Source organism: Ruegeria sp. AF8 (assembly GCF_056541825.1).
Genome location: NZ_JBQFYW010000001.1, coordinates 386,843 through 410,466, shown reverse-complemented (window position 1 = coordinate 410,466; position 23,624 = coordinate 386,843). Strand labels below are relative to the sequence as shown.

Annotated in this window: 28 protein-coding genes; 13 read left to right on the top strand and 15 right to left on the bottom strand. The window is 60.6% G+C overall.

The window, feature by feature from the left end; all coding sequences use genetic code 11:
• Positions 1–12: 12 nt before the first annotated feature.
• From ACR0AO_RS02015 to ACR0AO_RS01975, 9 genes are all read right to left on the bottom strand, one after another.
• Positions 13–1,038 (bottom strand): c-type cytochrome, encoded by a 1,026-nt coding sequence (locus tag ACR0AO_RS02015; protein ID WP_480599270.1) that lies wholly within the window; start codon positions 1,036–1,038, stop codon positions 13–15.
• A complete protein-coding gene (gene soxC, locus ACR0AO_RS02010; protein WP_480599268.1) occupies positions 1,022–2,293 on the bottom strand; it encodes a sulfite dehydrogenase in 1,272 nt (423 codons plus the stop codon). Before soxC ends, ACR0AO_RS02015 begins: the two co-directional genes overlap by 17 nt.
• Positions 2,294–2,360: 67 nt before the next feature.
• Positions 2,361–4,058 carry a thiosulfohydrolase SoxB gene (gene soxB / locus ACR0AO_RS02005; RefSeq protein ID WP_480599265.1) on the bottom strand — a complete coding sequence of 566 codons (1,698 nt, stop codon included), beginning with the start codon at positions 4,056–4,058 and terminating at the stop codon, positions 2,361–2,363.
• A gap of 98 nt (positions 4,059–4,156) precedes the next feature.
• Entirely contained in the window at positions 4,157–5,008 is an 852-nt protein-coding gene (soxA, locus tag ACR0AO_RS02000; RefSeq protein ID WP_480599262.1) for a sulfur oxidation c-type cytochrome SoxA, read from the bottom strand.
• A gap of 69 nt (positions 5,009–5,077) precedes the next feature.
• The gene (gene soxZ / locus ACR0AO_RS01995; RefSeq protein ID WP_480599259.1) at positions 5,078–5,407 is read right to left on the bottom strand and encodes a thiosulfate oxidation carrier complex protein SoxZ; all 330 of its coding nucleotides are present in this window, start codon (positions 5,405–5,407) and stop codon (positions 5,078–5,080) included.
• A 34-nt stretch (positions 5,408–5,441) separates the two neighbouring features.
• Positions 5,442–5,858 (bottom strand): thiosulfate oxidation carrier protein SoxY, encoded by a 417-nt coding sequence (gene soxY / locus ACR0AO_RS01990; protein WP_480599257.1) that lies wholly within the window; start codon positions 5,856–5,858, stop codon positions 5,442–5,444.
• 40 nt (positions 5,859–5,898) lie between these two features.
• Entirely contained in the window at positions 5,899–6,372 is a 474-nt protein-coding gene (gene soxX, locus ACR0AO_RS01985; protein WP_480599254.1) for a sulfur oxidation c-type cytochrome SoxX, read from the bottom strand.
• Positions 6,373–6,548: 176 nt separating this feature from the next.
• On the bottom strand, positions 6,549–7,127 hold the full coding sequence (locus ACR0AO_RS01980; RefSeq protein ID WP_480599251.1) for a thioredoxin family protein: 579 nt from the start codon (positions 7,125–7,127) through the stop codon (positions 6,549–6,551).
• A gap of 17 nt (positions 7,128–7,144) precedes the next feature.
• Complete coding sequence (locus ACR0AO_RS01975) at positions 7,145–7,882, bottom strand: cytochrome c biogenesis CcdA family protein (RefSeq protein WP_480599249.1); 738 nt, start codon at positions 7,880–7,882, stop codon at positions 7,145–7,147.
• A gap of 91 nt (positions 7,883–7,973) precedes the next feature.
• Here ACR0AO_RS01975 and ACR0AO_RS01970 point away from each other — a divergent pair, with 91 nt between their 5' ends.
• The 3 genes from ACR0AO_RS01970 to ACR0AO_RS01960 all read left to right on the top strand — a co-directional run bounded on the left by ACR0AO_RS01970 (position 7,974) and on the right by ACR0AO_RS01960 (position 10,010).
• The gene (locus ACR0AO_RS01970) at positions 7,974–8,351 is read left to right on the top strand and encodes a hypothetical protein (protein WP_480599245.1); all 378 of its coding nucleotides are present in this window, start codon (positions 7,974–7,976) and stop codon (positions 8,349–8,351) included.
• Between the two features lie 142 nt (positions 8,352–8,493).
• A complete protein-coding gene (locus tag ACR0AO_RS01965) occupies positions 8,494–8,832 on the top strand; it encodes an ArsR/SmtB family transcription factor (RefSeq protein WP_480599242.1) in 339 nt (112 codons plus the stop codon).
• Between the two features lie 122 nt (positions 8,833–8,954).
• Positions 8,955–10,010 carry a YeeE/YedE family protein gene (locus ACR0AO_RS01960; protein ID WP_480599240.1) on the top strand — a complete coding sequence of 352 codons (1,056 nt, stop codon included), beginning with the start codon at positions 8,955–8,957 and terminating at the stop codon, positions 10,008–10,010.
• 7 nt (positions 10,011–10,017) lie between these two features.
• Here the strand turns inward: ACR0AO_RS01960 and ACR0AO_RS01955 are convergent, their stop codons facing one another.
• Positions 10,018–10,914 (bottom strand): zinc ABC transporter substrate-binding protein, encoded by an 897-nt coding sequence (locus ACR0AO_RS01955; protein ID WP_480599237.1) that lies wholly within the window; start codon positions 10,912–10,914, stop codon positions 10,018–10,020.
• A gap of 93 nt (positions 10,915–11,007) precedes the next feature.
• On the opposite strand from ACR0AO_RS01955, the gene ACR0AO_RS01950 reads away from it, so the two are divergent.
• The 5 genes from ACR0AO_RS01950 (at position 11,008) to ACR0AO_RS01930 (ending at position 14,579) form a co-directional block, all read left to right on the top strand.
• Positions 11,008–11,487, top strand: coding sequence for a Fur family transcriptional regulator (locus ACR0AO_RS01950; protein ID WP_480599235.1), 480 nt, complete (start codon positions 11,008–11,010; stop codon positions 11,485–11,487).
• Complete coding sequence (locus ACR0AO_RS01945) at positions 11,484–12,227, top strand: ATP-binding cassette domain-containing protein (protein ID WP_480599233.1); 744 nt, start codon at positions 11,484–11,486, stop codon at positions 12,225–12,227. Before ACR0AO_RS01950 ends, ACR0AO_RS01945 begins: the two co-directional genes overlap by 4 nt.
• Positions 12,227–13,021: a metal ABC transporter permease gene (locus tag ACR0AO_RS01940; protein WP_480599229.1), complete on the top strand. Its 795-nt coding sequence runs from the start codon at positions 12,227–12,229 to the stop codon at positions 13,019–13,021. Before ACR0AO_RS01945 ends, ACR0AO_RS01940 begins: the two co-directional genes overlap by 1 nt.
• 75 nt (positions 13,022–13,096) lie before the next feature.
• Positions 13,097–13,234: an entericidin A/B family lipoprotein gene (locus tag ACR0AO_RS01935; RefSeq protein WP_480599227.1), complete on the top strand. Its 138-nt coding sequence runs from the start codon at positions 13,097–13,099 to the stop codon at positions 13,232–13,234.
• A gap of 886 nt (positions 13,235–14,120) precedes the next feature.
• A complete protein-coding gene (locus ACR0AO_RS01930; RefSeq protein ID WP_480599223.1) occupies positions 14,121–14,579 on the top strand; it encodes a type II toxin-antitoxin system Phd/YefM family antitoxin in 459 nt (152 codons plus the stop codon).
• 47 nt (positions 14,580–14,626) lie between these two features.
• Here ACR0AO_RS01930 and ACR0AO_RS01925 read toward each other — a convergent pair whose 3' ends face one another.
• Both ACR0AO_RS01925 and ACR0AO_RS01920 read right to left on the bottom strand, forming a co-directional pair.
• On the bottom strand, positions 14,627–15,076 hold the full coding sequence (locus ACR0AO_RS01925) for a hypothetical protein (RefSeq protein ID WP_480599220.1): 450 nt from the start codon (positions 15,074–15,076) through the stop codon (positions 14,627–14,629).
• A gap of 214 nt (positions 15,077–15,290) precedes the next feature.
• Positions 15,291–15,773, bottom strand: a complete 483-nt coding sequence (locus tag ACR0AO_RS01920; RefSeq protein WP_480599217.1) for a hypothetical protein — start codon at positions 15,771–15,773, stop codon at positions 15,291–15,293.
• A gap of 619 nt (positions 15,774–16,392) precedes the next feature.
• Between ACR0AO_RS01920 and ACR0AO_RS01915 the strand changes: the two genes are divergently transcribed.
• The gene (locus ACR0AO_RS01915; protein WP_480599215.1) at positions 16,393–16,962 is read left to right on the top strand and encodes a DUF4145 domain-containing protein; all 570 of its coding nucleotides are present in this window, start codon (positions 16,393–16,395) and stop codon (positions 16,960–16,962) included.
• Between the two features lie 74 nt (positions 16,963–17,036).
• On the opposite strand, the gene lepA is transcribed toward ACR0AO_RS01915, so the two are convergent.
• Positions 17,037–18,836: a translation elongation factor 4 gene (gene lepA / locus ACR0AO_RS01910; protein ID WP_480599212.1), complete on the bottom strand. Its 1,800-nt coding sequence runs from the start codon at positions 18,834–18,836 to the stop codon at positions 17,037–17,039.
• Between lepA and ACR0AO_RS01905 the strand changes: the two genes are divergently transcribed.
• The 3 genes from ACR0AO_RS01905 to ACR0AO_RS01895 all read left to right on the top strand — a co-directional run bounded on the left by ACR0AO_RS01905 (position 18,783) and on the right by ACR0AO_RS01895 (position 21,518).
• A complete protein-coding gene (locus ACR0AO_RS01905) occupies positions 18,783–19,991 on the top strand; it encodes a hypothetical protein (RefSeq protein WP_480600880.1) in 1,209 nt (402 codons plus the stop codon). The two genes, lepA and ACR0AO_RS01905, sit on opposite strands and share 54 nt — an antisense overlap.
• A gap of 184 nt (positions 19,992–20,175) precedes the next feature.
• Positions 20,176–20,484, top strand: a complete 309-nt coding sequence (locus ACR0AO_RS01900; protein WP_480599209.1) for a hypothetical protein — start codon at positions 20,176–20,178, stop codon at positions 20,482–20,484.
• A gap of 68 nt (positions 20,485–20,552) precedes the next feature.
• Positions 20,553–21,518 (top strand): LysR family transcriptional regulator, encoded by a 966-nt coding sequence (locus tag ACR0AO_RS01895; protein ID WP_480599206.1) that lies wholly within the window; start codon positions 20,553–20,555, stop codon positions 21,516–21,518.
• A gap of 2 nt (positions 21,519–21,520) precedes the next feature.
• On the opposite strand, the gene ACR0AO_RS01890 is transcribed toward ACR0AO_RS01895, so the two are convergent.
• Positions 21,521–21,961, bottom strand: a complete 441-nt coding sequence (locus tag ACR0AO_RS01890; protein WP_480599203.1) for a low molecular weight protein-tyrosine-phosphatase — start codon at positions 21,959–21,961, stop codon at positions 21,521–21,523.
• A gap of 30 nt (positions 21,962–21,991) precedes the next feature.
• Between ACR0AO_RS01890 and ACR0AO_RS01885 the strand changes: the two genes are divergently transcribed.
• A complete protein-coding gene (locus ACR0AO_RS01885; RefSeq protein WP_480599200.1) occupies positions 21,992–22,699 on the top strand; it encodes an NAD-dependent deacylase in 708 nt (235 codons plus the stop codon).
• A gap of 26 nt (positions 22,700–22,725) precedes the next feature.
• On the opposite strand, the gene ACR0AO_RS01880 is transcribed toward ACR0AO_RS01885, so the two are convergent.
• Entirely contained in the window at positions 22,726–23,595 is an 870-nt protein-coding gene (locus ACR0AO_RS01880) for an NAD(P)-dependent oxidoreductase (protein ID WP_480599198.1), read from the bottom strand.
• Between the last annotated feature and the right edge of the window lie 29 nt (positions 23,596–23,624).

The following is a 23,624-nucleotide window of genomic DNA, read 5'->3' as shown; positions in this document are numbered from 1 at the left end:
TTGGCGCGCCGGTCAGTTGTCGAAGCTCTGGATATAGGCAATGACCGCCTCGACATCCTCATCCTTCTTCAGACCGGCAAAGGACATCTTGGTCCCCTTCATGTAGGTCTTGGGCTTGGTCAGAAAGGCCGCAAGCTCTTCCTGAGACCAAACCAACCCGTCTTCGGCGGCCGTTTTCATCGCCTTTGAGTATTTGAACCCATCTGCCCGACCGGCCGCGGCCCCCACAACCCCGTTCAACATCGGTCCCACTTTGTTTTTCGCACCTTCACCGACCTGGTGGCAGGCTTTGCATTTCTTGAACGTCTTTTCGCCATGTTCGAGCAGAGCGGGATCAAGCGCGGCATCCTGAACCGGTTCATCCATAACGGCCTCGGGGGCCGGCGCTTCGGCGGCTTCGCTTTCCTCCTGTGGTGTCACGTCCAGAACCATGGCGCGCATGGTGATTTCGACATTGTCCTTGCAATTGGTCATGCAAGGTTCGGGATTCCAGAAATGCGCCTCGGCCTCTTCCCGGTCGTCGATGATGAACCCATCCGAGTTGGGCATTTCGATCTCAAGAAAGTTCTCGTTCGAAAGAACGAAATCATCCCCCACCAAGTCGTTGGAATAAAGGATATAGGCAACGATGGCATAGGTATCGTCGGCGCTCATCGTCTGTGCATCACCGAAGGGCATGGACCGATGGACATAGTCCCAGGCGGTCGACAGATAGGGCCAATAGGACCCAACGGTTTTGAGCGGATCCTTGTCGGCCAAAGTGCCCTCGCCACCCGCCAGTTTCGGCCAGTTGTCCACGCCTTCGGCGAAATCGCCGTGGCAGATCGCGCAGTTGTCGGCAAAGATCATCTCACCGTCTTCAACCGAGCCCGATCCCGCAGGCAAACCGGTTCCATCCGGCGATACGTCAAGATCCCAGGCGGCGATCTCCTCGGGCAGCGCCGGGCGGCCAAGGCCGAATGTTTCGGCCAAAGCCGGTGCGGCAGCTGCCAGAGCGACAATCACGCCACCGGCCAGCAGATTAGGAAACTTCGACATTCTCGGCCTCTCCATTCGCCTTGATCCACCAGGTCTGGATGCAATTGTTGTGATAGATCGAGTTTTCGCCCCGCACGTCGCGCAGTTGCGCCTTGCTGGGCTGCACGTAACCGGTCGAATCCTTGGCACGGGCCTGCAGCAGCATTTCCGTGCCGTCCCATTCGTGATCAAGATAGAACCGTGTCAACGCCTTGTCGGTGCCCGGAGCGGCCAGGCGCGCAGGCATCCAGTTCTGACCGCCATCGACCGACACGTCGACACCGGTAATCGCACCACGTCCCGACCAGGCCAGGCCAGTGATGACCAGCGGACCCGGCCCATGAGTGATCGGCGCCTGCGGGCTCGGCGAGGTGACGACAGATTTGGCATCCATTACCCACGTCCACTTGCGACTGACCCCATTGGCCAGTGTGTCGGTGTATTTCGAGGTCTCTTCGCGGCTTTCCACCGGGCCTTCCGTCACCTCGACCCTGCGCAGCCACTTGATCCACATGTTGCCTTCCCAACCGGGCACGACGAGGCGAACAGGATAGCCATGTTCCTTGCGCAGCGCCTCGCCATTGGCCTTGAAGGCAACCAGAACGTCGTCCATCGCCTTTTCCAGCGGGATCGAGCGGCCGTTCGAGCTGGCATCGGCGCCCTCGACATAGACCCATTTACCGTCCGTCTGCACTCCGGCTTCTTGCAGCAGGGTGCGCAGGGGCACGCCGGAATATTCCATGTTGTGGATCATGCCATGCGTGAACTGCGCGCCGTTGAGCTGCGCACCGGCCCATTCCATCCCTGTATTGGCGGCGCATTCACAGAAATAGATGCGGTTTTCACGGGGAAAACGTTCGAGATCCGCATAGGTGAATACAAGCGGGGTATCCACGAGGCCGTTGATCATCAGCCGGTAATCTTGCTTGCTCAGTTCGATGGCACCGGAATGGTGACGCTCGAACGCGCATCCCTGCGGGGTGATGGTGCCGTCCAGCGCGTGTATCGGGGTAAAGTTGATCGAGCTGATCGTGTCAGCGGTCAGCCATTCCACATTGCGGCGCACCACGTCCGATTCGAACCGAACCGGCATCCCATAGGGTGTGGCGTCCACCCCCTCGCCCATCGCCCGCGCCCATTCCTGCACTTCCGTGATCAGCGTCTCCGGCTCTGCCGCCCCGGCTGCACCCGCAGCAACCGCCCCTGCGCCGGCGGCGGCAGCGCCGGTCAGGAACTGGCGGCGGGACGGGGCGTTTCTTGGGGAGTTCTCACTCATCTCGATCTTGCCTCCTGAAATTTCATCGCGACCGCCTTTGCGGACGCATTTCTTCATCGGAGGGCGCTCAGGCGCCCACCACGTTGACCGAATTATTGGGGTTGACCGTGACGGCCCCCTGCCTGCGAATGTGATTTTCCACCACGTCCCAGATCATCGGGCCTTCGGTCCCCTCGTTGACGCTGGCCCAGCCGGCCACGACATAGGTTTTGGCCGGATCGATCACTTCGCCGGTTCTAAGCAACGCCATCTCGCTGATGCGCTCGCCTTGCGGCTTGTTGATGTCGATCCGATAGCTCAGACCGCCAATACGCACCATGTCCCCGCCCTGTTGATAATACGGGTCCGGGTTGAAGATGTTGTCGGCTACGTCTTCAAGGATCACCTTGATGAACTCACCTGTCATCTCGGACCGGTAAGCCTGCCCATAGCTCATCGACGTGACGTTCCAGATATCTTCACGGGTGATGTCGTCTCCGGGGACAAGGCTTGGCCCCCAGCGCACACCGGGGGACATGGCGATGTCGGCCTCTCGTTCCGAGATCAGGGCATCGCAGATCAGATCGTCCCAGGTGCCGTTAAAATTGCCACGGCGGTACAACAGCGATTCCGTCCTGCCGATCACTTCGGACAGGTCAGCGGCATAGGGCGCACGCTGTTCGTCAATCAAGGCTGTCATTGCCGGATCGGGCGCAATCACATCCGAGAAGACCGGGATCAGTTTGTGGCGCAACCCCATCAACTGCCCGTCCCGCACATCCAGATCCACCCGGCTGACGAACTTGCCGTTCGATCCGCTGGCGATGATTTGCGTCTTGCCGACCAGAACCGGCTCGGGCAGCGCATCATGGGTATGACCCGAAAGGATGACGTCGATGCCCTGGACCCTGCCCGCCATTTTCTTGTCGACGTCGAAACCGTTGTGAGACAACACGATCACCACGTCCGCCCCCTCGGCGCGAACTTCGTCCACCATGGCCTGCATGTTCTCGTCCCGGATACCGAACGAGTATTCCGGAAACATCCAGCCCGGATTGGCAATTGGCATATAAGGAAAAGCCTGTCCGATTACGGCGACCTTGGCTCCGCCGCGTTCAAAGAACTTGTAGGGTTTGAACAGTTCCGCGGGTTCGTCCCATTCGGCGTCGAAAATATTCTGACCGAGCGCGGCAAAGGGCAGCCCCTGGACAATCTCGTTCACCCGCTCACTGCCCAGAGTGAATTCCCAATGGAAGGTCATCGCGTCCGGCTTGAGGGCGTTCATGACATTGACCATGTCCTGCCCTTCGGTCTGATAGCAGGTGTAGGAGCCGTGCCATGTATCTCCGCCATCAAGCAGCAGCGCGTCGGGCCGGTCCGCCCGAATGGCATTCACGATGGTGGCGACACGGTCCATTCCGCCCACGCGCCCATAAGCTTTCGCAAGTGCGGAAAAGTCGTTGTAACTCAGGGCATAAGCCGATGCACTGCCATCCGCGATCCCGTAGGCTTTGCGAAAATCCGCGCCGGTGATGTGCGGCACTTGCCCCTTGTTCGCACCGACGCCCATGTTGATCTCGGGCTCGCGGAAATAGATTGGCTTGAGTTGGCCATGAATGTCCGTGATATGGATCAGGCTGATGTTTCCAAAGGTTTCGAACTCCAGCAACTGGTCCTGTGTCAGGCTTTGCTGCGCGGCCAGCCGCGCCCAATTGCCAAAACCCGATGCCCCCACCAGGGCTGAGGCCGCCATAGAGACCTGAAGAAAATCACGACGCGAGATCATCTGGATCAGCTTTCCCGTTTGAGCGCGAATTACATTCGCATGTTTGAATTCAATTTAAGGGACAAATCCCGCGCCAAAGGGCGCGGGACTCATCGGATTCAGTTGCGGACAGACGGGCCTTCGACTGACAGACCGTTACCGCGCGAGGCGACATAAAGCTCCAGCGCGACAAACTCATCGCTGCCCGGATTGAAGGTTTCAGCGCGTGTGTCTCGCACACACCCCTTGAACCGCGCGTGGGAGGTGTTGAGCTTGGCGTTCTTCAGGCGGTAGGTCGGAAAGCCGTTGATCTGCCCCTGACTCAGGTGGTCGGCGCGGATCATGTTGCCATAGTTCTGTTCGTGGCAATTGGCACAGCTCAACTCAAGCTGGCCAAAACGCGTATAGTAGATTTCCTTACCCTTTTCCCACGTTTCCTGTGCAGGGCCATTGATTGCCACATTCACCGGCATGCCCCGCGACTGGACCGAAATCAGCGCCTCCATCGCCGCCATATCGCCGCCGGTGTACTTCCATTTCTCGGCGCCCATCTGGTTTTCGCGACAGTCGTTGATCTGCATTGCCAGGGTACGAACCTCGCCCGCGCCTTCGCTCCACTTCGGATAGACGGCGCGAACACCCGCCATGCTGTCCTCGACCGCGTCATGGCAGGATGAACAGGACTTGCCTTCGCTTCCTTCGGCCGTGTCCCAGGCCTCTTGCGCCTGATCCACGAAGACCAGCGCCGGATTGTCGAAATCGTCCATCTGCAACGCCTGGGTTTCGTCCGAGCGGAAATGCCAGCCCGAATAGATTTCATCCATAACATCGGAGAGATGCGCCGGCGCAGCGGTTTTCGTGATCATCTCGATATCGCCATTCACGACGAGGTTGTCCTCATCGGGGCCAGCCACCGCCGTCAACGGCGCGGCGACCAATGCGGCAATCGCAGTCATTGCCCTGATATTCATCCATTATCCTCCCTTGGGTGGTCGGCCCGGCCGGTTCCGTTCGGCCGGGCCGCTATCCTCGCGCCTGCGTCAGGCGATCGCGATCGACTTTTTCTCGTCGTAGACCGAGCCGTCGTCGTCATACCAGATGAAAGCAAACTCTCCCGCTTCCGGCACGGTCGCCTCGAACTGGAAATACGGGTTGGTCGAGATCGCCGGCTCCATCGTGACGTCGATCACAAGTTGTCCGTTGAATTCGCAGGTGAAGCGATTGATGATCGAACGCGGAATGACATTGCCTTCCTTGTCCTTACGCTGACCGCTTTCCATTTTGTGGCTGATCAGCGTCTTGATCGTCACCGCCTCGCCGGCGGCAGCGCTTTTCGGGACCTTCACACGGGGTTTCACACCAGATGCCATTTTGAAATCTCCTGTCTATGCGGATGGGCGGCACTCAGCCGCCGCAGCCCCCGATGGTCACTTTCACGGTTGCGCTCGCCCTGGCGAACGAACCGTCAGCCAGCTTGGCAATCGCCACGACATCCTGCGTTTCCGCCAGACGGATCCGGGTCGACGCGGCCTGAGACGCGGCCAAGGGTCCAAAGTTAAAGGTCGCCACGCCCGGTGTCGGGTTGCCGGCCGCCAGCACGATGATCGCCGATGCGCCCGGGGCCGAGACTTCGATCGGAACGGTATTGCCGTTCTCTGCAATCTCCGGCGCGGTCAGGGTCACTCCGGTGTCGGCCATGTCGGCGCCCCCGGTAAACTCCGCGATCAGATCCTCGGCCGCCGCGTTCGCGCGAAACGGCAGGACAGAGAGGGCCGCTGCGCCCAGGGCCAGGCCCAGGGTGTCACGACGAGTGAATTCCATCGTCTTTCTCCTTTGCATTCTGCAAGACACGGCGCGCGCCTTACTCTTCCTTCAGGGTCGCAAGGAATGCGACCACGTCCTCAATGTCCTGCGCGGCCAGAATCGGCGGCAACGGGCCTTCGGGCGCATTACCGGTATAGGCGTCGCCCGGACGGATGAAGCCATCCGTCTTGTAGAAGGCGGGCATCACCGTGCCGTCGAAGGTCATCTTGGCGTTGGCGACAAGCCCACGGAGTTCAGCTTCGGTCCACCTGTCACCGGCACCATTCAAGGATGGTCCGACTTCGCCCTGAAACGGCACATCCGCCAGAGCGGAAACCTGATGGCAGGCAATGCAGTTGCCCATGGATTTCTCGCCCACGACCAGCGCACCGTTGGCCGCGTCGCCCGGCTGTCCGGTCAGGGACGTCTCGACGGCACCATCTTCGGTGAAAGCAATCTCATTGGGGCTAATTTCGGCAAACGTGGCGCTTGCCGCCAATGTTGCCGCCAGTGTCAGTGATGCTGTTTTCATGTGTCCTCCCCTTGGCTGCCACGCCGCGCGTGGCCAAACTCGCTCGGTATACCGTAGGCCACAGCGACGGCCGAACGCAACATCAAATTCATGTTTGTGAATTTTTTGTTTTATTTCGCGCGCCGCCCTTATTTCCTTTGAATATTTCAGAGACGATGACAGCAGGTCGATCTCACTCAACGGGTGTCGCCATCGTTGCGCTCCCGAATCATCCGGGCATGGTAGCGCTGGAAATCTTCCTCGGACTGATCCAGATAGCGCTCTTCGGCAACCCATGTCAGTAGATCCAGCGTCGTCCCCGCCGAAAACGCGCCCGGCATGATCGCAACCGCCTGCTCTGCCGCCGAACGTTCCGGGTCCAACTCGACCGGCAGAAAGATCATCGTCGGCGTGAACAGCACGCCCCAACGCCGGGTCGCCTGCTTTTCCGACAGGAGCTGCCCATCGGCATCCGCGATTTCAGTATCGCCATGCAGGTTGATCTGCACAGGGAAATATCGCTCTTCCAGCATCGCCTTCACCCGTGGATCGGGGAAAGTTTGTTCATGCATGTCCCGGCAATACAGGCAGCCGCGCTGTTCGACCAGCAGCATCAGACGCTTTCCCTCTGACCGGGCCTCTTCAAAATCCTCGGCCAGATCCTTGAATGTATCCCGCAACCAGTCCGCTTTGTGCAGACCATCGTCCCCCAGTTCCGCGCTCGACACCGGCGCAGCCAGCAGGATGGCGAAAACTCCGGCAAGCAATCTGTTCATACGTTTTTCCTCCCAAATCAGCCAAGGTTGGCGAATCCCGGAACCCATCGGATCATGGCATCCGCTATCAGGTTGACCCCGCCCGTGACGATCAGCACCGCAAACAGGATCAGCATTGCCCCCATGGCCTTTTCCACCCAGGTAAATGCGGCCCTATGGCGCTGCACCCAACCCAGAAACGGCTTGGCGAACAAAGCCGCCAGCACAAAGGGCGCTGTCATGCCCAAGCCATAGGTGAACAACATCAGCGCCCCGCGCCAGATATCCCCCATCCCCGACGCAATCATCAGAATCGATGCCAGCGCCGGCCCCACGCAGGGCGTCCAGCCGAACCCGAAAGCCAGCCCCATCAGGTAGGCGCCGAACACGCTGGAAGCCTCGGCCGAACTCTCCAGTCTGGCTTCACGGTAGAGCAGCGGAATTCGAACCACGCCCAGAAAATGCAATCCGAACACCAGCAGGATCGCCGCCGCCACATAAGAAAGCGCGTCGATATACTGTCCGAACAACCTTCCCAGTGCCGTCGCCCCCATGCCGAGCAGCATGAATATCGTGGTGACGCCAAGGGCGAACATCAGGGCCGAGACCAGCAAACGCTTCTGAGCGCCTCGCGCGATCCGGCCATCCCCGCGCAACTCCGCGATGCTCAGCCCGCCAAGATAGGACAGATAGAAGGGGACCATCGGCAAAATGCAGGGTGTAAAGAAACTGAGCAGACCCGCGGTCAATGCGCCGACCAGAGAAACTTCCAGCATTGAACCACCCAGGGAAAAGACCGGTTGACCGGCAGGTTGCAAAATTCACACATTCAAATTATATTATAGGAAACACCGGGTCAATAACGCCATGCCGATACACCGCTTCCTGCTTTGGTTTTGTTTTGCCACCTTTTGGGCGCTGCCAGCTGCTGCGACCGAACTTGTGATGATCGAACAGCGGGGATGCGGTTGGTGCGCCCGCTGGAACGCAGAAATCGCTCCGATCTATCCGAAGACACCCGAGGGCAGGTTCGCGCCGCTGCGCCGTGTCGATATCAGAGACATACCGGGCGAAGTGTCGCTCGAACGGCCGGTGACTTTCACGCCGACCTTTCTTGTGGTCAGGGACGGGCGTGAATTGGGGCGGCTCGAAGGATATCCGGGCGAAGATTTCTTCTGGCCCCTGCTAGAACGCCTACTTGTCGAGTACACGGAGTTTCGAACAGTGTCGCTGACCGGAGGCTGAGACAGTGCAGTCGCACTTTCGTGATAATCGCAGGCTTGTGGCTGGAAATATCCGGGCAAGCAGTGTAACGCAATTGACCACCGGATCGCGGCGGCCCGGAAACCGCCCCAAGCATCCGCTGGGAAGGTGAGGAACTGAAAGAATGGCACTGCCGAAGTTTTCGACCGATATGGCCGAAGAAGAACTCGACAAAATGGTCGAAAACGCGACCAAGGCGTCGAATTTTCTCAAGGCGATCAGCCACGAAGGCCGGTTGATGATCCTTTGCCATCTGGTCTCGGGTGAAAAATCCGTCACCGAATTGGAGGAACTGCTCGCCGCCCGCCAGGCCGCCGTGTCTCAGCAGCTTTCGCGACTGCGCCTTGAAGGGCTGGTCGTGCCGCGACGCGACGGCAAGGCGATCTATTACCGTCTGGCCGACGACCGCCCCCGGCGCATGCTGGAAGTGGTTTATGATCTGTTCTGCAAGACCGAAAACTGAACCATGCTGCGCCGGCCGACGAAGCGTGTCGGCCCGATCGTCTACCTGACCGCTTGCGGCAGATCGATGAATTCTGCATGCTCCGTGACAATTCCACATGGGTTCAGCAGGGGAGATGATCCGTGTTCGAGTTTCTGACAGATCATCAGATCGTCGCCGCAATCGGTTTCGGCGGCGGCATTCTGCTGGGACTTGCAGCTCGTCTGGGCCGGTTTTGCACGCTGGGCGCGATCGAAGACCTGCTCTATGGCGGTTCAGACCTGCGCCTGCGGATGTGGGTTCTGGCCATTGGCAGCGCTGTTGTGGGAAGCTTTGCGCTGGCCGCTTTCGGCCTGTTTGATCCGGGCGACAGCTACTACCTGTCGATCCGATGGAATCCGCTGGCCTCGATCATAGGCGGGTTGATGTTCGGGTATGGCATGGCCCTGTCCGGAAACTGCGGCTATGGCGCCATCGCCCGGCTGGGGGGCGGCGATCTGCGTGCCTTTGTCATCGTGCTGGTCATGGGCGTCTTTACCTACGTCACTCTCAGCGGCCCGCTGGCCCCGATCCGAAACTTCCTGTTCCCGCAAATCCCGGTGGCCAACGAAATGCCACCCGGCCTTGCACATCACGCGGCTGACCTGACCGGCCTGCCCGCAAGCGCCGTCGGCCTTTTGGCGGGCGTTGCAATCTGCATCGCCGCGCTGTGGGGACCATCGCTGCGGCACAGCCCCAAGTCCATATTGTGGTCGCTGGTCGTCGGACTGGCCATCGTGTCCGGATGGGCCGGCACCTTTTGGGTCGCGCAGCACGGGTTCGAGGCTCTTCCCGTCGTCTCGCACAGTTTCTCGGCCCCGGTCGGGGAAACCATCCTTTTCGCCATGACCGGCAGCCTGCGGCCTCTGTCCTTTGCGGTGGGATCGGTGGCGGGTGTCTGGACCGGGGCCCTGGTGGGCTCGATCATCCGTGGCCATTTCAGATGGGAGGCTTGCGAGGACCCGCGCGAGCTGCGCCGGCAAATTTTTGGCGCCGCGATCATGGGAATCGGCGCAGTGCTGGCGATTGGTTGCACAGTCGGGCAAGGCTTGACCGCGTTCAGCACTCTGGCGCTCAGCGCACCGGTAACCTTCGCCGCGATATTTGCTGGCGCAGCCTTTGGCCTGCGCCAGTTGATCGAAGGCTTCCGGACCGCCTGACTGTTTGCTATTTACCGTCGGCGCAGGCGGCAAAGCCGTCCGCCATTCGGTTCAGGACGGCATCGTACAGTCCCGCGTTCGGCTCGAACTCTGCCCCCAGCGGATCAAGAAGATACACCTGCACCCCACCACCGTCGGCCACGGCATCCACGAGCCGGGTATCGAATTGCGGCTCGGAAAAGATGCAGGTCACGTTTTCGCTGCGCACCAGCTCCCGCATTTCCGCCAGATGCGCGGGGCCGGGCGAGCCGGCATCCCCAAAGGTGATCGACCCGGCACTTTTCAGAGAAAACCGGTGTTCAAAATACCTGTAGGCATCGTGATACGTCACAAATGGGCGATCCTGCATCGGGGCCAAACGCGCGACGAGGTCTGCCTCCAACTGTACCAGCCGGTCCTTCGCGGCCGCGGCATTAGACTGATACGCGCCGGCATTTTCAGGGTCGGCCTCCGCCAAAGCGCTGGCGATGTGGCCCAGCCAGTTCCGTGCATTGCGCGGGTCCAACCAGGCGTGTGGGTCCAACCCTTCGTGATCATGCCCGTGCGCGTCCTCTCCTTCATGCCCGTCGTGGAATTCATGCAGGATGGTTCCGTCCAGTTCCAGCAATTCCAGCTGCACGGCATCAGCCGCCAAAGCCGAGATCGGCTTTTCCATCCAAGGCGTAAGGCTTTCCCCGACCCAGACCACCAGATGCGCAGATTGCAACGCTTTCGCTTCCGAAGGGCGCAGGGCATAATCGTGCGGGGATACGCCGGGACGAATGACAAGCAGCGGCGTCCCTACCCCGTCCATGACCTGCGCCACCAGCGAATGCACAGGTGCGATATCCGTCGCCACAACCGGCACCTCCGCCGCCGATGAACCCGCCCACAGGGACAGGGCCGCAAGAATCGGGAACCGCATCGTGACACCTCTCAATGATATGTTATTACATTCCGGCCGCCTTGATAGTTCAGACGTTATAACATATCAAGACCCGAAACAGCGGAGCATCCCGTGACCACCATCGGATTTCACAAACACGATCACAGCACCTGCATCACAACAGCTATACAGCAGGCGGAATCGAAATGCCGTCGGCACAAGCTGCAGTTGACGCCTGTAAGGCGGCGTGTTCTGGAAATCCTGCTGGAAAAGCACCGGGCGATGGGGGCATATGACATCCTCGACATTCTCGCTGCCGAGGGGATGGGCTCGCAACCGCCGGTCGCCTACAGGGCGTTGGATTTTCTTGTGCAAAACGGTTTCGTCCACCGGATAGAGCGGTTGAACGCCTATACCGCTTGCGCGCACCCCACCCACGAACACGTTCCCGCCTTTCTGATCTGCCGGGAATGCAAGGCCGTGGCCGAAGCAGAAACGGAATTGAAACAGGGCCGGCTTGGGACCGCCGCCGACAAAACCGGCTTTGTTATCGAACGCGTTGTGGTTGAGGCCGAAGGCCTTTGCCCCGCCTGCCGGGGAGGCGCGGAATGAGACAGCCGGTTATTGCCGCCGAAGGGGTCCGGATCGAGCTTGAGGGACGTCCGATCCTCGACGGGATCGATGTCGCGATCTCGGCAGGTGAAATCGTCACTATTGTTGGGCCGAACGGGTCTGGCAAATCCACCTTTCTGCGCGCTCTGATCGGCGCGGTGCCTCTGACGCGGGGCCGGATTGTCCGAGCGCCCGGTTTGCGGATCGGATATGTGCCGCAGAAACTGGCCCTGGATGCAGCCCTGCCAATGACAGTAGAACGGTTCCTCAGCCTGCCCCGGCGTATCGCGTCTCCGACGGCTCTGGGCGCGCTGGAGCGGGCCGGGGTTTCAGACATCCGCCATCGCCAGATGGCCGATCTTTCCGGCGGCCAGTTTCAGCGCGTTCTGCTGGCCCGCGCCTTGCTGGAGAAACCGCAATTGCTGCTTCTGGATGAGGCAACACAGGGCCTTGATCAGCCGGGTTCAGCCGCGTTTTACGAACAGATCGAACAGGTCCGGCATGAGCTGGGCTGCGCCATTCTGATGATCAGCCATGACCTGCACGTCGTCATGGCCGCATCCGACCGCGTCCTGTGCCTGAACGGTCATATCTGCTGTGAAGGCTCGCCGCAAATGGTTGCGGACGCCCCGGAATATCGCGCATTGTTCGGCAGCGGCACCAAAGGGACAATGGCGCTTTACCGTCATCAGCATACCCACTCGCACGATCACGACCACCTGCACGAAGAGACACACTGATGCTGGATGATTTCATGGTCCGTGCGGCCCTGGCCGGGCTGGGTGTCGCCATCGCAACTGCCCCCTTGGGCTGTTTCGTGGTCTGGCGCCGCATGGCCTATTTCGGCGAGGCCACGGCCCATGCCGCGATCCTCGGTGTCGCGCTCGCGCTCAGTTTTTCGTTGCCGCTATTGCCGGCCGTCATCGTGGCGGCGCTTGTCATGGGCCTTGCGATCACCGCTTTTCGCGGGCGCGGATACGCGATGGATACTTTGCTTGGCGTCATGGCCCACACCGCCCTGGCCGCGGGGATGGTGGCGGTGACACTGCTATCGGATGTCCGGCTGGACCTTAGCGCGTTCCTGTTCGGTGACATCCTTGCCGTGACCCGCGCCGATCTTGCCGCGATCTGGGGCGGCGCCGCGCTGATCGTCGGAGGGATCACATGGCGCTGGTCTGCCTTGCTGGTATCGACCCTGAACCCGGATCTCGCCCGCGCTTCGGGAGTGAACCCGAGACAAGAGGAACTATGGCTGACACTCGCCCTCGCCCTGACCGTCGCGGTTGCGATCAAGGTTGTTGGCGTCCTGCTGATCGCCGCCTTGCTGGTGATCCCCGCCGCCGGCGCGCGGCCTCTGGTCAGAACGCCGGAAGGTATGGCAGGCGCAGCCGCGTTCCTTGGTGGCATCGCTGCTCTGAGCGGGCTTGGAGCAGCCTATCTGGCAGATGCCCCCGCCGGGCCGAGCATCGTCTGCGCCGCGGCCTTTCTGTTTCTGGCGATCACAATTTTCGCCCCGTTCATCCGCCGCCGCTAGCAGGGCAACTACGCCACTGGCCTTGCAACGCAAGAGGTGCTACGGGAAGGACAAACAGAAAAAACGGAGAGCAGAATGATCCGCGCAATCTTGGTTGGCCTTGCCCTTTTTTCTCTGGCCGCTTGCGAAACCGCCAAAGGGGCGGGGCGCGATGTTCAAAAGGCCGGAGACGCGATCGAGGGAGTGGCTTCGGACATTCAGAAGAAACTCTGATTGCACGAAGAAAGCGCCTCCGCATGTTGGCCAACCGCATTCATGTGGCGGGACGTTGCCTGGTGCCGGGCACCTCGCCGATCGAAAACAAAATATGGGCACGCTTCCCGCGTTATACGCAATATATGGTTGAATTCCCCAGACAAACCGAGTAGCTACAACATCACAGGTGCATAGACGCGGTAATGCATCAGCAGACGCTGACGACGGGGATCAACTTAAAATGAAGTTGATCCCCGTTTCTTTTCAACGGATTACGAGTGGTGGCCTGTATGATCCCTGACCTGAAAAAGGAAAAGGCGTCAGGTGCTCAGACGCGGTCCTTGCATGCATCCAGACGGACACTCCTGACGCCTTAGTGGCCCGGCTTCCTCCGAAAAGTACCCCTGACCAGTTGCCCCGATCCCGAAGGACCGGCACCGCCGCATGACACCCGGGGGGCCTCACACAGCCCGCACAACCCTTATGAAAAACCGATCCTTCGCCACGAGCCCGAGGGCCCCTCGCGACCGACCTGTTCCCGGTAAGCCATTGCAGTGAAACGTAGATCCTAAGACCCACCTTCCTCCGCGACGACCCCCTTTTGGCCTGTGCGTCCCGCTCCGGCTCCTAGGAACCCTTGCGATGAACTGACCTTGGCACCGGCCTCGCGTTCAGACAAGAAAATAGCACCGCAGCATGAAAATTAGGCGGGGATAACATGTTGATATCCACTTGTACGGCTATGTGGAAAACCCGAAAATCCGCGCCCCCGCACGCGCTTAAAACAGGAAAAATCCACACATCTTTTTCCAGCCCGAAAATCGCATCTTTCTGCACCTGCGAAGGCCGGCGTACGCTTGGGCAGGGCCGAATTTACCGAAATGTCCCAGTCTCGGACCCCCGATTGTCCGAATCGTACAAAGGAGATTCGCCCATGCACATCCCGATTTCCCGCGCCCGCGAGCAGCTGGGCCAGCTTGTCACCCGCGCCCAGGACCCGCGCGAGGTGATCATCCTGACCCGGCGCGGACAGGCGCTGGCGGCGCTGGTCTCGGTGGCGGAGGCCGAACGCATCTGGGACCTGACGGACAACGAACAGATCGGCTGGCGCCACCCGCTGAGCGGCATCCGGGGCTGGTGGTCGCGCGGCAAGGGCATTCCGGGGATGGAGCCGGGGCCGGACGGCACCTATGTCACCGCGCGCGAAGCGGCGTGGCAGATGCGCGAGGTGCAGATGACCCGCGCCGAGGAACGGCGCATCCTGCAGCGCGGCGGGCTGGAACCGGTGGAGGGCGGCGAGGTGATGGAGCGGGCCGAGAGCGCGTGGTGGGCACGGCTGTTCGGTCGGCCGCAACAAAAATGAGCGGTGCGCGCCCACACCGCTCATTGACCTGACAGAACCGGGATGCGTCAGCTTGCGACGCGTTCCAGCACGGTGCTGTAGGTCGTGCCGCTCCGCAGGCTGCGGAAATCGGCATAAATCTTGCCATCTTCATACCTGGCGTCGATCAACCCGTTGGCGCCGCTGATCGAGGGCGCGGTTTCGACGATGCCGATGGCGTTCGAGCCATCCATGCGGATGCTGCCGGTGGCCTGATACTCGGTCCATTCGGTATCCCCGTCACGGCGCCACTTGCTGGGCCCCCAGAAGACGTTGCCCTGCTGCTCGGCGATTTCCAGTGTCCATTCGGCCTGATTGAAACGCGGGCCCTCACCGGTGAACGCACGGTCGGGGGACACGGTGGTGTAACTTGCCGACCAGACACCGCGCAGGTCGGGGGTGGTATCGGCGATTGCAGCGGTTCCAAGGGCAAGGCTGGTGGCCAGGGCGGCGGCACCCGCAGTCATGAATTTGGTCATTTGGTTTCCTCCGTTTCAGGACCTTTCCGGTCTGGTTCAGAGGTGGGCGGTAATCACAAAAATTGCAATTAACCTAAGGGAAACTTCACTGGTCGTTAATTAAAGCTTTAGGGTTGAGGAGGAGTGGGGTGGAACCCCGTTCTATGTTTGCAGGCATGTTTTAGCGCGCCCGGAGCCCGTCCGGGCCACGCCGTTCTTGTGGATTGGCCGGGTGTCAGTCGATCGTGATACTGCCGGAAATCGTGTTGACGAACTTTTGGGTGTCCGGATCGGTGAGCGACGAAAACGTCCCTTCACCCGTTGCACTGGCCCAGTTTCCGGTGCCGCCCGAGACGGTCCAATTCCCCGTCAGCGCACCATCCGCGCCCAAGCCGGTGGCCACCCAGCTCATCACCGCCTTGTCACCCGACGCGGTTTCGAACACGCAGTTCCCGGTGCCCGAGACCCCAGCCCCATTGATCAGAACCGAACCGAAACAAGGCCCGCTCGCCCCTTCCAGCGGGTGCCCGGAGGTAACCTCGAAACTGTCATAATCGGTCTGCGTCTTCACCACGGCGTGGCCGTCCGATATGCCAAAGACCGTGTTGTTATTGACACCCATCCCCTTGGAGGTTCCGTCAAACGTCTCGGCCTGAGCCGAGAGGGTCAGGCCGCTGATCAGGACGGTGACTGCGGTCGTCAGTAAACACTTGTGCATAGTAACCTCTCGTTTCTGAGGGTCTGGCGTTGCAAGCACCTAAACAATATGGCCGCCTCAACGCGGTCCCCCCCGCAGAGAATAACACATTGTGATGTGTGCGTCTAAGCTGGGCTTCTGTCGCCGAGGGCCTGATCAGTAGAGCCGAGGGCAGCGCCGGCCCCGGGGGGGGGGGGGGGGTGAGGTCCGTCTCGGAAACTGTCCAGTAAACGATTTCAGCCGCGAACGGGCGGAGCCCCGGGGCGCAAACGCGTTTGTAACGGTTGATCAACAGAGCAGAGGGCCGCGACCGACCCGAGGGGTGGCGCAAACGCGCCGCCCCATGGGAGCGGGTCGGCGCGGCCCGGCGGTGCCGCCGGGCGGGTGGCTACAGAGTGTCAATCACCTTGGCACTTTCGCAGCCGTAGTTGAAACTGGATTTCAGTGCGTTGCAAGTTCGCCTATGCACTCTTACTTTGATCAAAACCCAGTTGATTCAAACCAATATACTTAGCTTTTGATAGGAGAAATCGTGGCGTTCAGGTTATCTTGCCCGTATTGCGGCACCAATTCAATTATGCGGGTGAAGTCTGTGCACGTAAGGCCACAGGACAGTCTCAACCAACGGAACTTTTGTTTTATGACCTGCGACAACTGCAACAACGGGTCGCTGTTGAGTTTCCATGTAAATTCAGGTTGGGCGCACGAAATCGAAGAGTTTTGGAAAGATGAAGTAGTTTTTGATCATTCGGCTTTGAGAGAGTGTACACTCTTGCCCAAAAACGAGCTATCGGTTCCCGGCTACATGCCCAACCTTCTGGAAGAGACGTATCAAGACGCTGAATTCAATTTTTCTTCAAAACGCTGGAAAGCCTCCGCCCAATTGTATTTGCAAGCACTAGAGTTTGCATGCGTTGCCGCCACTGCAGGGACTGACGAGAGCGAAGCACTAGAGGAGTCATCGCAAAAGATCGACCTTACACGCAGAATTAATGAGCTTTTCGACTCAGGAACGTTGACTCAATCAATGAAAGAATGGGCCCACCAAATCCGTGTAATTGGTCAATACCACAAACACAGGTACGTTGACGCGGATGAGGTTGAAACTAGGGAGCTAAGGGCCTTCTGTGACATGTTTATGCAATACCTTTTCACGATGCCCGGGTTGCTAAAGGCGAGGCGTGAACGATTACAGGCCAAGAAAGCATAGTTTTCAGCATAAACACAAAGAAGATCGAAGCATGTCCGACCATATTGGCTCGGCAACACTCAAGATGGACAGCCTTAGCTGTCCATTTTTAAGGCGCTAATAAACGCCTCCTGCGGGATATCCACCTTCCCGAACTGGCGCATCTTCTTCTTACCCGCCTTCTGCTTGTCCAGCAGTTTGCGTTTCCGCGTGGCGTCGCCGCCGTAACATTTGGCGGTCACGTCCTTGCGCAGGGCGGACAGGGTCTCGCGGGCGATGACCTTGCCTCCGATGGCGGCCTGGATCGGGATCTTGAACATGTGGCGCGGGATCAGGTCCTTGAGCTTTTCGCACATCGCCCGGCCCCGCATCTCGGCCCGGTCGCGGTGAACCATGGTGGAAAGCGCGTCGACCGGCTCGTCATTCACAAGGATCGACATCTTGACCAGCGCGTCCTCGCGGTAGCCGGTCATCTGGTAGTCGAACGAGGCATAGCCCTTGGTCACCGATTTCAGGCGGTCGTAGAAATCAAAAACGACCTCGTTCAGCGGCAGGTCATAGACGACCATGGCGCGGCTGCCCGCATAGGTCAGGTCCATCTGGATGCCGCGGCGGTCCTGACAAAGTTTCAGCACGTCGCCGAGATATTCGTCGGGCACCAGAATGGTCGCCTTGATGCGCGGCTCCTCAAGGTGGTCGACCTTGGAGAGGTCGGGCATGTCGGCGGGGTTGTGCAGTTCGATCACCTCGCCGTCTTTCATGTAGACGTGATAGATCACCGACGGCGCGGTGGTGATGAGCTCGATATCGTATTCGCGTTCGATGCGGTCTCGGATGACCTCAAGGTGCAAGAGACCGAGGAAGCCGCAGCGGAAGCCGAAGCCGAGCGCGGCGGAGGTTTCCATTTCGTAGGAGAAGGAGGCGTCGTTCAGCGCCAGCTTTTCGATTGCGTCGCGAAGGTCTTCGAATTCGGCGGAGTCCACCGGGAAGAGGCCGCAGAAGACCACCGGCTGCGCCGGTTTGAAGCCCGGCAGCGCCTTTTCACAGCCGTTGCGGTCATTGGTGATGGTGTCGCCGACGCGGGTGTCGCGGACCTGTTTGATCGAGGCGGTGAGAAAGCCGATCTCGCCGGGGCCAAGCTGGTCGACCACCTGCATGGCGGGACGGAACACGCCGATGCGGTCGACATGGTGCAGGGTGCCGTTCGACATGAACTTGACCCGCATGCCCTTTTTCAGCGTGCCATCCATGATGCGGACCAGAACGATGACGCCGAGATAGCTGTCATACCACGAATCCACCAGCATCGCCTTGAGCGGCGCATCAAGCGTGCCCTTGGGCGCGGGCAGGTGCGCGACGATGGCCTCGAGCGTTTCGTGGATGCCGACGCCGGTCTTGGCGCTGACCCGGATGGCGCCGGATGCGTCGATGCCGATCACGTCCTCGATCTGTTCGGCCACGCGGTCGCAGTCGGAGGCGGGCAGGTCGATCTTGTTGAGCACCGGCACGATTTCATGATCGGCGTCGATGGCCTGATAGACGTTGGCGAGCGTCTGCGCCTCGACCCCCTGGGTGCTGTCCACGACCAGCAGCGAGCCCTCGACCGCGCGCATGGAGCGGCTGACCTCATAGGCGAAGTCGACGTGACCGGGCGTGTCGATCAGGTTCAGCACATAGGCCTCGCCATTGTCGGCGGTATAGTCGATGCGGACGGTGTTGGCCTTGATGGTGATGCCACGCTCGCGCTCGATATCCATGGCGTCGAGCAGCTGTTCCTTCATGTCACGATCCTGCACCGTCCCGGTCTCCTGGATGAGCCGGTCGGCAAGGGTGGATTTGCCATGGTCGATATGGGCGACGATGGAGAAATTGCGGATATGAGCGAGGTCTGTCATGGTCCGCGTATTAGCGGGTTTTTTAAGGCGGTCAAGGTGGAGAACGACGGCGCACGGAGCCTGAGCAACGAAACGATTGATACTTGGCTGCTGAGCGCCGATGAAATCAAGCTGCGCGATGTTCTAAAGCGCAATGCCCTCAGGTCGGTGCCTGCGGCGGCGGCTGTTGCGTCCCGTCTGTCGGACGACAACAGGGTGCAACGCCTGCATGACTTTCTTTGCCTATACCTGCGCCTTCTTGTCAGCGTGGTCGGATACGAGGGCAAGGAACTGCCAAAAGTGTTGGGGCGTCGTGGCGAAGAATTCGACCGTGCCTTTAGGGAAGAGGTCGGCGCATTTGATTTTCGGTTCGGCGCGCTTGACGAGGCCGTTTCTGCAATGAGCGACGAGCGCGCGCCGGAGCCTTGCTGCCGTGCTTCAATCAGCAGATTGAACAACTACTTTCGCGGCGCGGCCAATGCCGATGGTGATCTTCGCAACCTGGCCACAGAATACCTGCACAACTCGCTTAACGACGATTTCAATTCAAACAATCCCTTCCTTCTGAAACTGTGGTTTCAGGACAACCCTCATGCATCCAAACGCGCGGCAATCTTCTTTGACATTGTCGCACGTGAATTCGGGACCGACTGGTTTCAGAACTGGTACGCCGGGTTCCTTGCCGGCAACCCCCTCGACTGGGACGCACAGCGCCGCGTCGCGCTGATTGACGATGCCGTTTGGGAGGCCGGTCCCGAAGCCGTCGCTGCCGAAATCGAACGTATCCGGGTGGAAATGGCTCTGGGCGACATCACCGGGCGTAACCGGGTCGAAATTGCAAACCGCCACGGCATTGGCGGGAACAACCCGCCGGAAGGCATTGAACAGGAACAGCTTGTGCACTCTGTCACACTGATCTGGAGTGCCGTTGAAGACCTTGAAGTTGAAGTTGCCAGAGAAAGCCCGGGCAAGGACCGGGTCGCCGCAATCCTAGAGGCACTGACGTCCGGCCTGGCGGGAGTGCTGAAATGGTGCGCATCCAAGGGTGATCTGGCGGTTGATACGGTGATCAAGTGGGGTGTTCCTGCCAGCGGCGCGGCCTATGTCGCCAAACATCCCGAAAAAATCGAGGCCCTGATCAAAGCGGTGGAGCGGTGGTTGCCCTTTCTGTCGTGACAAGTCCGGGGAGGAAGCCCTGCCTACGAACAACGCTGTTTGGTGCTTGTATGCGTCGCTTTCTGACCGAAAACGGTGCGGTTCAGAAATCGTGAATTGATTGCACGCTCCAGTTGCGTCATACTTCGCCCACGACCGAGAGGGGCGCAAGACCCGTCCGGGCAGGCAAAAACGAGGCATGAGCATGAAACAGTTCCTCTTAATCGCATTTTGTGCGGCTTCTCTGATGGCGGTGGCTCCGGTCGCGGACGCGGCGCAGATCAAGCGGGCGTGTCTGGCGTCCGACCGCACGGCCGCAACCCGGGACCGGTGCAGCTGCATCCAGCGCGTGGCCGATCAGGCCCTAACCCGCGGTGATCAGAAGACGGTGGCCAAGTGGTTTACCGATCCGCATCAGGCGCAGGAGTTGAAGATGTCGAAAACCGCACGCGACGATGCACTGTGGGATCGGTATCAGAACTTTGGCCAGATGGCGCAGGCGATCTGTAGCTAAGCCGGACGCAATCCTTGACCTGATGCACGCTGCGCCTCAGAAATGGCGCAACGACAAGGGGTGGTTGCATGGTGATCAAGGGCGTGACCCTGAGAGGGCTGGAGGTGTTCGCGGCGCTGGCGCGGACCGGCTCGGTCGCGCAGGCGGCTGAAATCACCGGGCTCAGCCAGCCTTCGGTTAGCCAGCAGCTGCGCAATCTGGAACAGGCGCTGGGCACCGATCTGGTCGATCACGGACGGCGGCCGATGCGGCTGACGCAGGCGGGGCGTGGTTTTCAGGCCCGCGCCGAGGCGATTTTGTCGGAATTGCAGCTGGCGCAAAGCGAACTGATGGTGATGGATCTGGGCCATCTGAGCACGCTGTCGATCGGGCTGATCGACGATTTCGACAATGACCTGACGCCGCGGTTGGCGACGTTGCTGGCCGACAGCCTGACCCGCAGCAAGTTCAAGCTGGTCACCCTGCCCAGTCTGGAAATTTTCGAGGCGCTGGCCTCGCAGCGGCTGCATATCGCGGTATCGGCCCATAGCGGCGAGATGCTGGAGGGGGTAGTGGAATATCCGCTGGTCAACGACCCCTTCATTCTGGTGGCTCCCAAGGGTGCGGTTTCCGAAGGGGGCGACGTGACTGGCGCGCTGGAGGATCTGCCGTTTCTGCGCTATGCCCGCGAGCAGTTGATCAGCCGCCAGATCGAAGCACAGCTGGCGCGCCACAAGCTGGAATTCGAGGAGCGGTTCGAGATCGGCTCGCATCTGGCCCTGATGGCGATGGTCGGGCGGCGGCTGGGCTGGGCGCTGACGACGCCGCTGGGTTATATGCGCGCCGAACGGTTCCACGGCGAGATCGACGCGTTCCCGGTGCCGTTCGGAGATTTCTCGCGCCGGATCTCGTTGTTTACCCGGTCTGACTGGTCCGATCAGGTGCCGCGCGACGTGGCCGAGATGATGCGCCGTCTGATGCAGGCCCATATGATCGACCCGGCGGTGGCGCGCCTGCCGTGGCTGAGCGACCGGTTGACGGTCATCCCTGGATAGGCTCAGGCGAGGTGAAGTTTCAGCCCCTCGATGGCGGTTTCGATCAGGTCGAGCGCGCCGTCGAAATCGCGGGTGTAATACGGATCGGGCACGTGGTCGGCGCCAGTTTGGGGCGCGAAATCGGTGAGCAGGCGAACGGGCGTGGCGTTGCCCGGCGGACGTAGCGTCTCGATATCGGCCATGTTGGCCGCGTCCATGCCAAGGATCAGGTCGAAGCGGTCGAAATCGGCGACGCAGAACTGGCGGGCGCGCAGGGGGCTGAGGTCGAGGTTGCGGGCGCGGGCGGCCTGTTGCATCGGACCGTAGGGTGCTTTGCCCACGTGCCATCCGGCGGTTCCGGCGCTGTCGGCGGGGATATGCGGAACGCGGGCGCGAAAGACGCCCTCGGCGGCAGGAGAGCGGCAGATATTGCCGAGGCAGACAAACAGGATTCGCTGGGTCATGATGATCCGGTTTTAGCGGCTGAGGGAGACATGGGAAAGATCGTGATACTGACCGGAGCGGGGATTTCGGCGGAAAGCGGGCTGGGCACGTTCCGCGACGAGGACGGGTTGTGGGCGCGGCACCGGATCGAGGATGTAGCCACGCCCGAGGGTTTCGCCCGCGACCCGGCGCTGGTGCATGGGTTCTATAATGCCCGCCGGGCGCAGGCGGCCCGGGCCCGGCCCAACGCCGCGCACCGGGCGCTGGCACGGCTGCAACGCGACTGGCCCGCAAAGGTGGTGATCGTCACGCAGAATGTGGACGGGTTGCACGAGGCAGGCGGTGCGGCGGACGTGATCCACATGCACGGGACATTGGCCGGGGCGCTCTGCGGGGCTTGTGGCCATCGCTGGGCCGCGCCTGATGAGATGCAGAAAGGTCACCCCTGCCCGGCCTGCGCCACCCCGTCCGCGCGCCCCGATGTGGTGTGGTTCGGCGAGATGCCCTATCGCATGGACGAAATCTATGACCATCTGGCCGGGGCATCGCTTTTTGCCGCCATCGGCACTTCGGGGCAGGTCTATCCGGCGGCCGCTTTCGTGCATGAGGCAATGGCGGCAGGCGCGCGGACAGTGGAGCTGAACCTGGAGCCGTCGGTTTCGGTATCCAGCTTCGACGAGACGCGGTTCGGCCCGGCCACCGAGATCGTTCCGGATTGGGTGGCGGAGCTGCTTGGTGAAAGGCGGCCATCTCGGTAAACCGGTCCGGGCCTTTGGAAAGGCACTCACCTGTCTTGCCGCAGGATCTTGATGACGGCCGCTGTTTCCTGCTTGCCGTAACCGGCGGCTTGCGCCCGCTTGATCCATTCGCGCATCAACGCAGGCAGTTCGGTGTTGATGCCCGCGGAAGCCGCGTGATCATAAAGACCGGCAACCGCCTCACCCGCCACGTCGACCGACGCGCCGCCGCCCGAAATTTTGTCAAACGTCCCCGCATGGATGGTCTCGGTCAAAGGGATCGCCCTGTCGCCGGGAGGCAGGATCGCGGTGAACTCTGACACGGGCACGCCTTCGGCTTCGCAGGCCAGCGCACCATGGATTGATCCGAATATGATCCCCAGCAGGCGCGACAGGAACGCAAGTTCCAGGGTCGCGGCGGCTCTGACATTGACTCCCATGTATCGCAGGTCGCCCGCGAGTATCTTCAGGTCACCCTCGCAATCTTCGAAAGACGCCTGTGATCCGGCGACCGCGATCCGTCCGGTGGGAGTTCCGATATTCCCGGGCCAGCACATGATGGTGCCATCGACATATCCCGCATCCCAGCTGTTGAATTGCCTTTGGCTGTCTTCGGATTCCTGCGGCGTGGAGGTGCCGAGTTGTATGACGTTGCGCCCGGACACCGCGCTGGAAACCCGCGGCGTTCCGAACAGGGCTTTTGTGACCGTGTAATTCATCAGGCAGACAATTGTCCGGGGACTGGCGGCGACCGCCTCGCCCAGGTCGGATGCGGCCTGTGCGCCTCGGTCCACCAGTGGCTGCGCCTTGTCGGGCGAGCGGTTCCAGACGGTTACGGCCCGTCCGGCGTCCAATAACGCACCTGCCAGCGCCGTCCCCATGGCACCCAGTCCAACAACCGTGACATCGCTTGCCATCATGAAACTCCCTATCAAACTACCCGACA

Coding starts and splice junctions, on each gene's coding strand:
- ACR0AO_RS01955 (WP_480599237.1), bottom strand. CDS start 10,914: ATGCGGTTCCCGATTCTTGCGGCCCTGTCCCTGTGGGCGGGTTCATCG.
- ACR0AO_RS01885 (WP_480599200.1), top strand. CDS start 21,992: ATGGGAAAGATCGTGATACTGACCGGAGCGGGGATTTCGGCGGAAAGC.
- soxC (WP_480599268.1), bottom strand. CDS start 2,293: ATGAGTGAGAACTCCCCAAGAAACGCCCCGTCCCGCCGCCAGTTCCTG.
- ACR0AO_RS01945 (WP_480599233.1), top strand. CDS start 11,484: ATGAGACAGCCGGTTATTGCCGCCGAAGGGGTCCGGATCGAGCTTGAG.
- ACR0AO_RS01920 (WP_480599217.1), bottom strand. CDS start 15,773: ATGCACAAGTGTTTACTGACGACCGCAGTCACCGTCCTGATCAGCGGC.
- ACR0AO_RS01965 (WP_480599242.1), top strand. CDS start 8,494: ATGGCACTGCCGAAGTTTTCGACCGATATGGCCGAAGAAGAACTCGAC.
- soxX (WP_480599254.1), bottom strand. CDS start 6,372: ATGAAAACAGCATCACTGACACTGGCGGCAACATTGGCGGCAAGCGCC.
- ACR0AO_RS01905 (WP_480600880.1), top strand. CDS start 18,783: ATGGTCGATATGGGCGACGATGGAGAAATTGCGGATATGAGCGAGGTC.
- ACR0AO_RS02015 (WP_480599270.1), bottom strand. CDS start 1,038: ATGTCGAAGTTTCCTAATCTGCTGGCCGGTGGCGTGATTGTCGCTCTG.
- ACR0AO_RS01925 (WP_480599220.1), bottom strand. CDS start 15,076: ATGACCAAATTCATGACTGCGGGTGCCGCCGCCCTGGCCACCAGCCTT.
- soxY (WP_480599257.1), bottom strand. CDS start 5,858: ATGGAATTCACTCGTCGTGACACCCTGGGCCTGGCCCTGGGCGCAGCG.
- ACR0AO_RS01980 (WP_480599251.1), bottom strand. CDS start 7,127: ATGAACAGATTGCTTGCCGGAGTTTTCGCCATCCTGCTGGCTGCGCCG.
- ACR0AO_RS01915 (WP_480599215.1), top strand. CDS start 16,393: ATGACCTGCGACAACTGCAACAACGGGTCGCTGTTGAGTTTCCATGTA.
- ACR0AO_RS01935 (WP_480599227.1), top strand. CDS start 13,097: ATGATCCGCGCAATCTTGGTTGGCCTTGCCCTTTTTTCTCTGGCCGCT.
- soxA (WP_480599262.1), bottom strand. CDS start 5,008: ATGAATATCAGGGCAATGACTGCGATTGCCGCATTGGTCGCCGCGCCG.
- soxZ (WP_480599259.1), bottom strand. CDS start 5,407: ATGGCATCTGGTGTGAAACCCCGTGTGAAGGTCCCGAAAAGCGCTGCC.
- ACR0AO_RS01940 (WP_480599229.1), top strand. CDS start 12,227: ATGCTGGATGATTTCATGGTCCGTGCGGCCCTGGCCGGGCTGGGTGTC.
- soxB (WP_480599265.1), bottom strand. CDS start 4,058: ATGATCTCGCGTCGTGATTTTCTTCAGGTCTCTATGGCGGCCTCAGCC.
- lepA (WP_480599212.1), bottom strand. CDS start 18,836: ATGACAGACCTCGCTCATATCCGCAATTTCTCCATCGTCGCCCATATC.
- ACR0AO_RS01900 (WP_480599209.1), top strand. CDS start 20,176: ATGAAACAGTTCCTCTTAATCGCATTTTGTGCGGCTTCTCTGATGGCG.
- ACR0AO_RS01890 (WP_480599203.1), bottom strand. CDS start 21,961: ATGACCCAGCGAATCCTGTTTGTCTGCCTCGGCAATATCTGCCGCTCT.
- ACR0AO_RS01970 (WP_480599245.1), top strand. CDS start 7,974: ATGCCGATACACCGCTTCCTGCTTTGGTTTTGTTTTGCCACCTTTTGG.
- ACR0AO_RS01895 (WP_480599206.1), top strand. CDS start 20,553: ATGGTGATCAAGGGCGTGACCCTGAGAGGGCTGGAGGTGTTCGCGGCG.
- ACR0AO_RS01880 (WP_480599198.1), bottom strand. CDS start 23,595: ATGGCAAGCGATGTCACGGTTGTTGGACTGGGTGCCATGGGGACGGCG.
- ACR0AO_RS01975 (WP_480599249.1), bottom strand. CDS start 7,882: ATGCTGGAAGTTTCTCTGGTCGGCGCATTGACCGCGGGTCTGCTCAGT.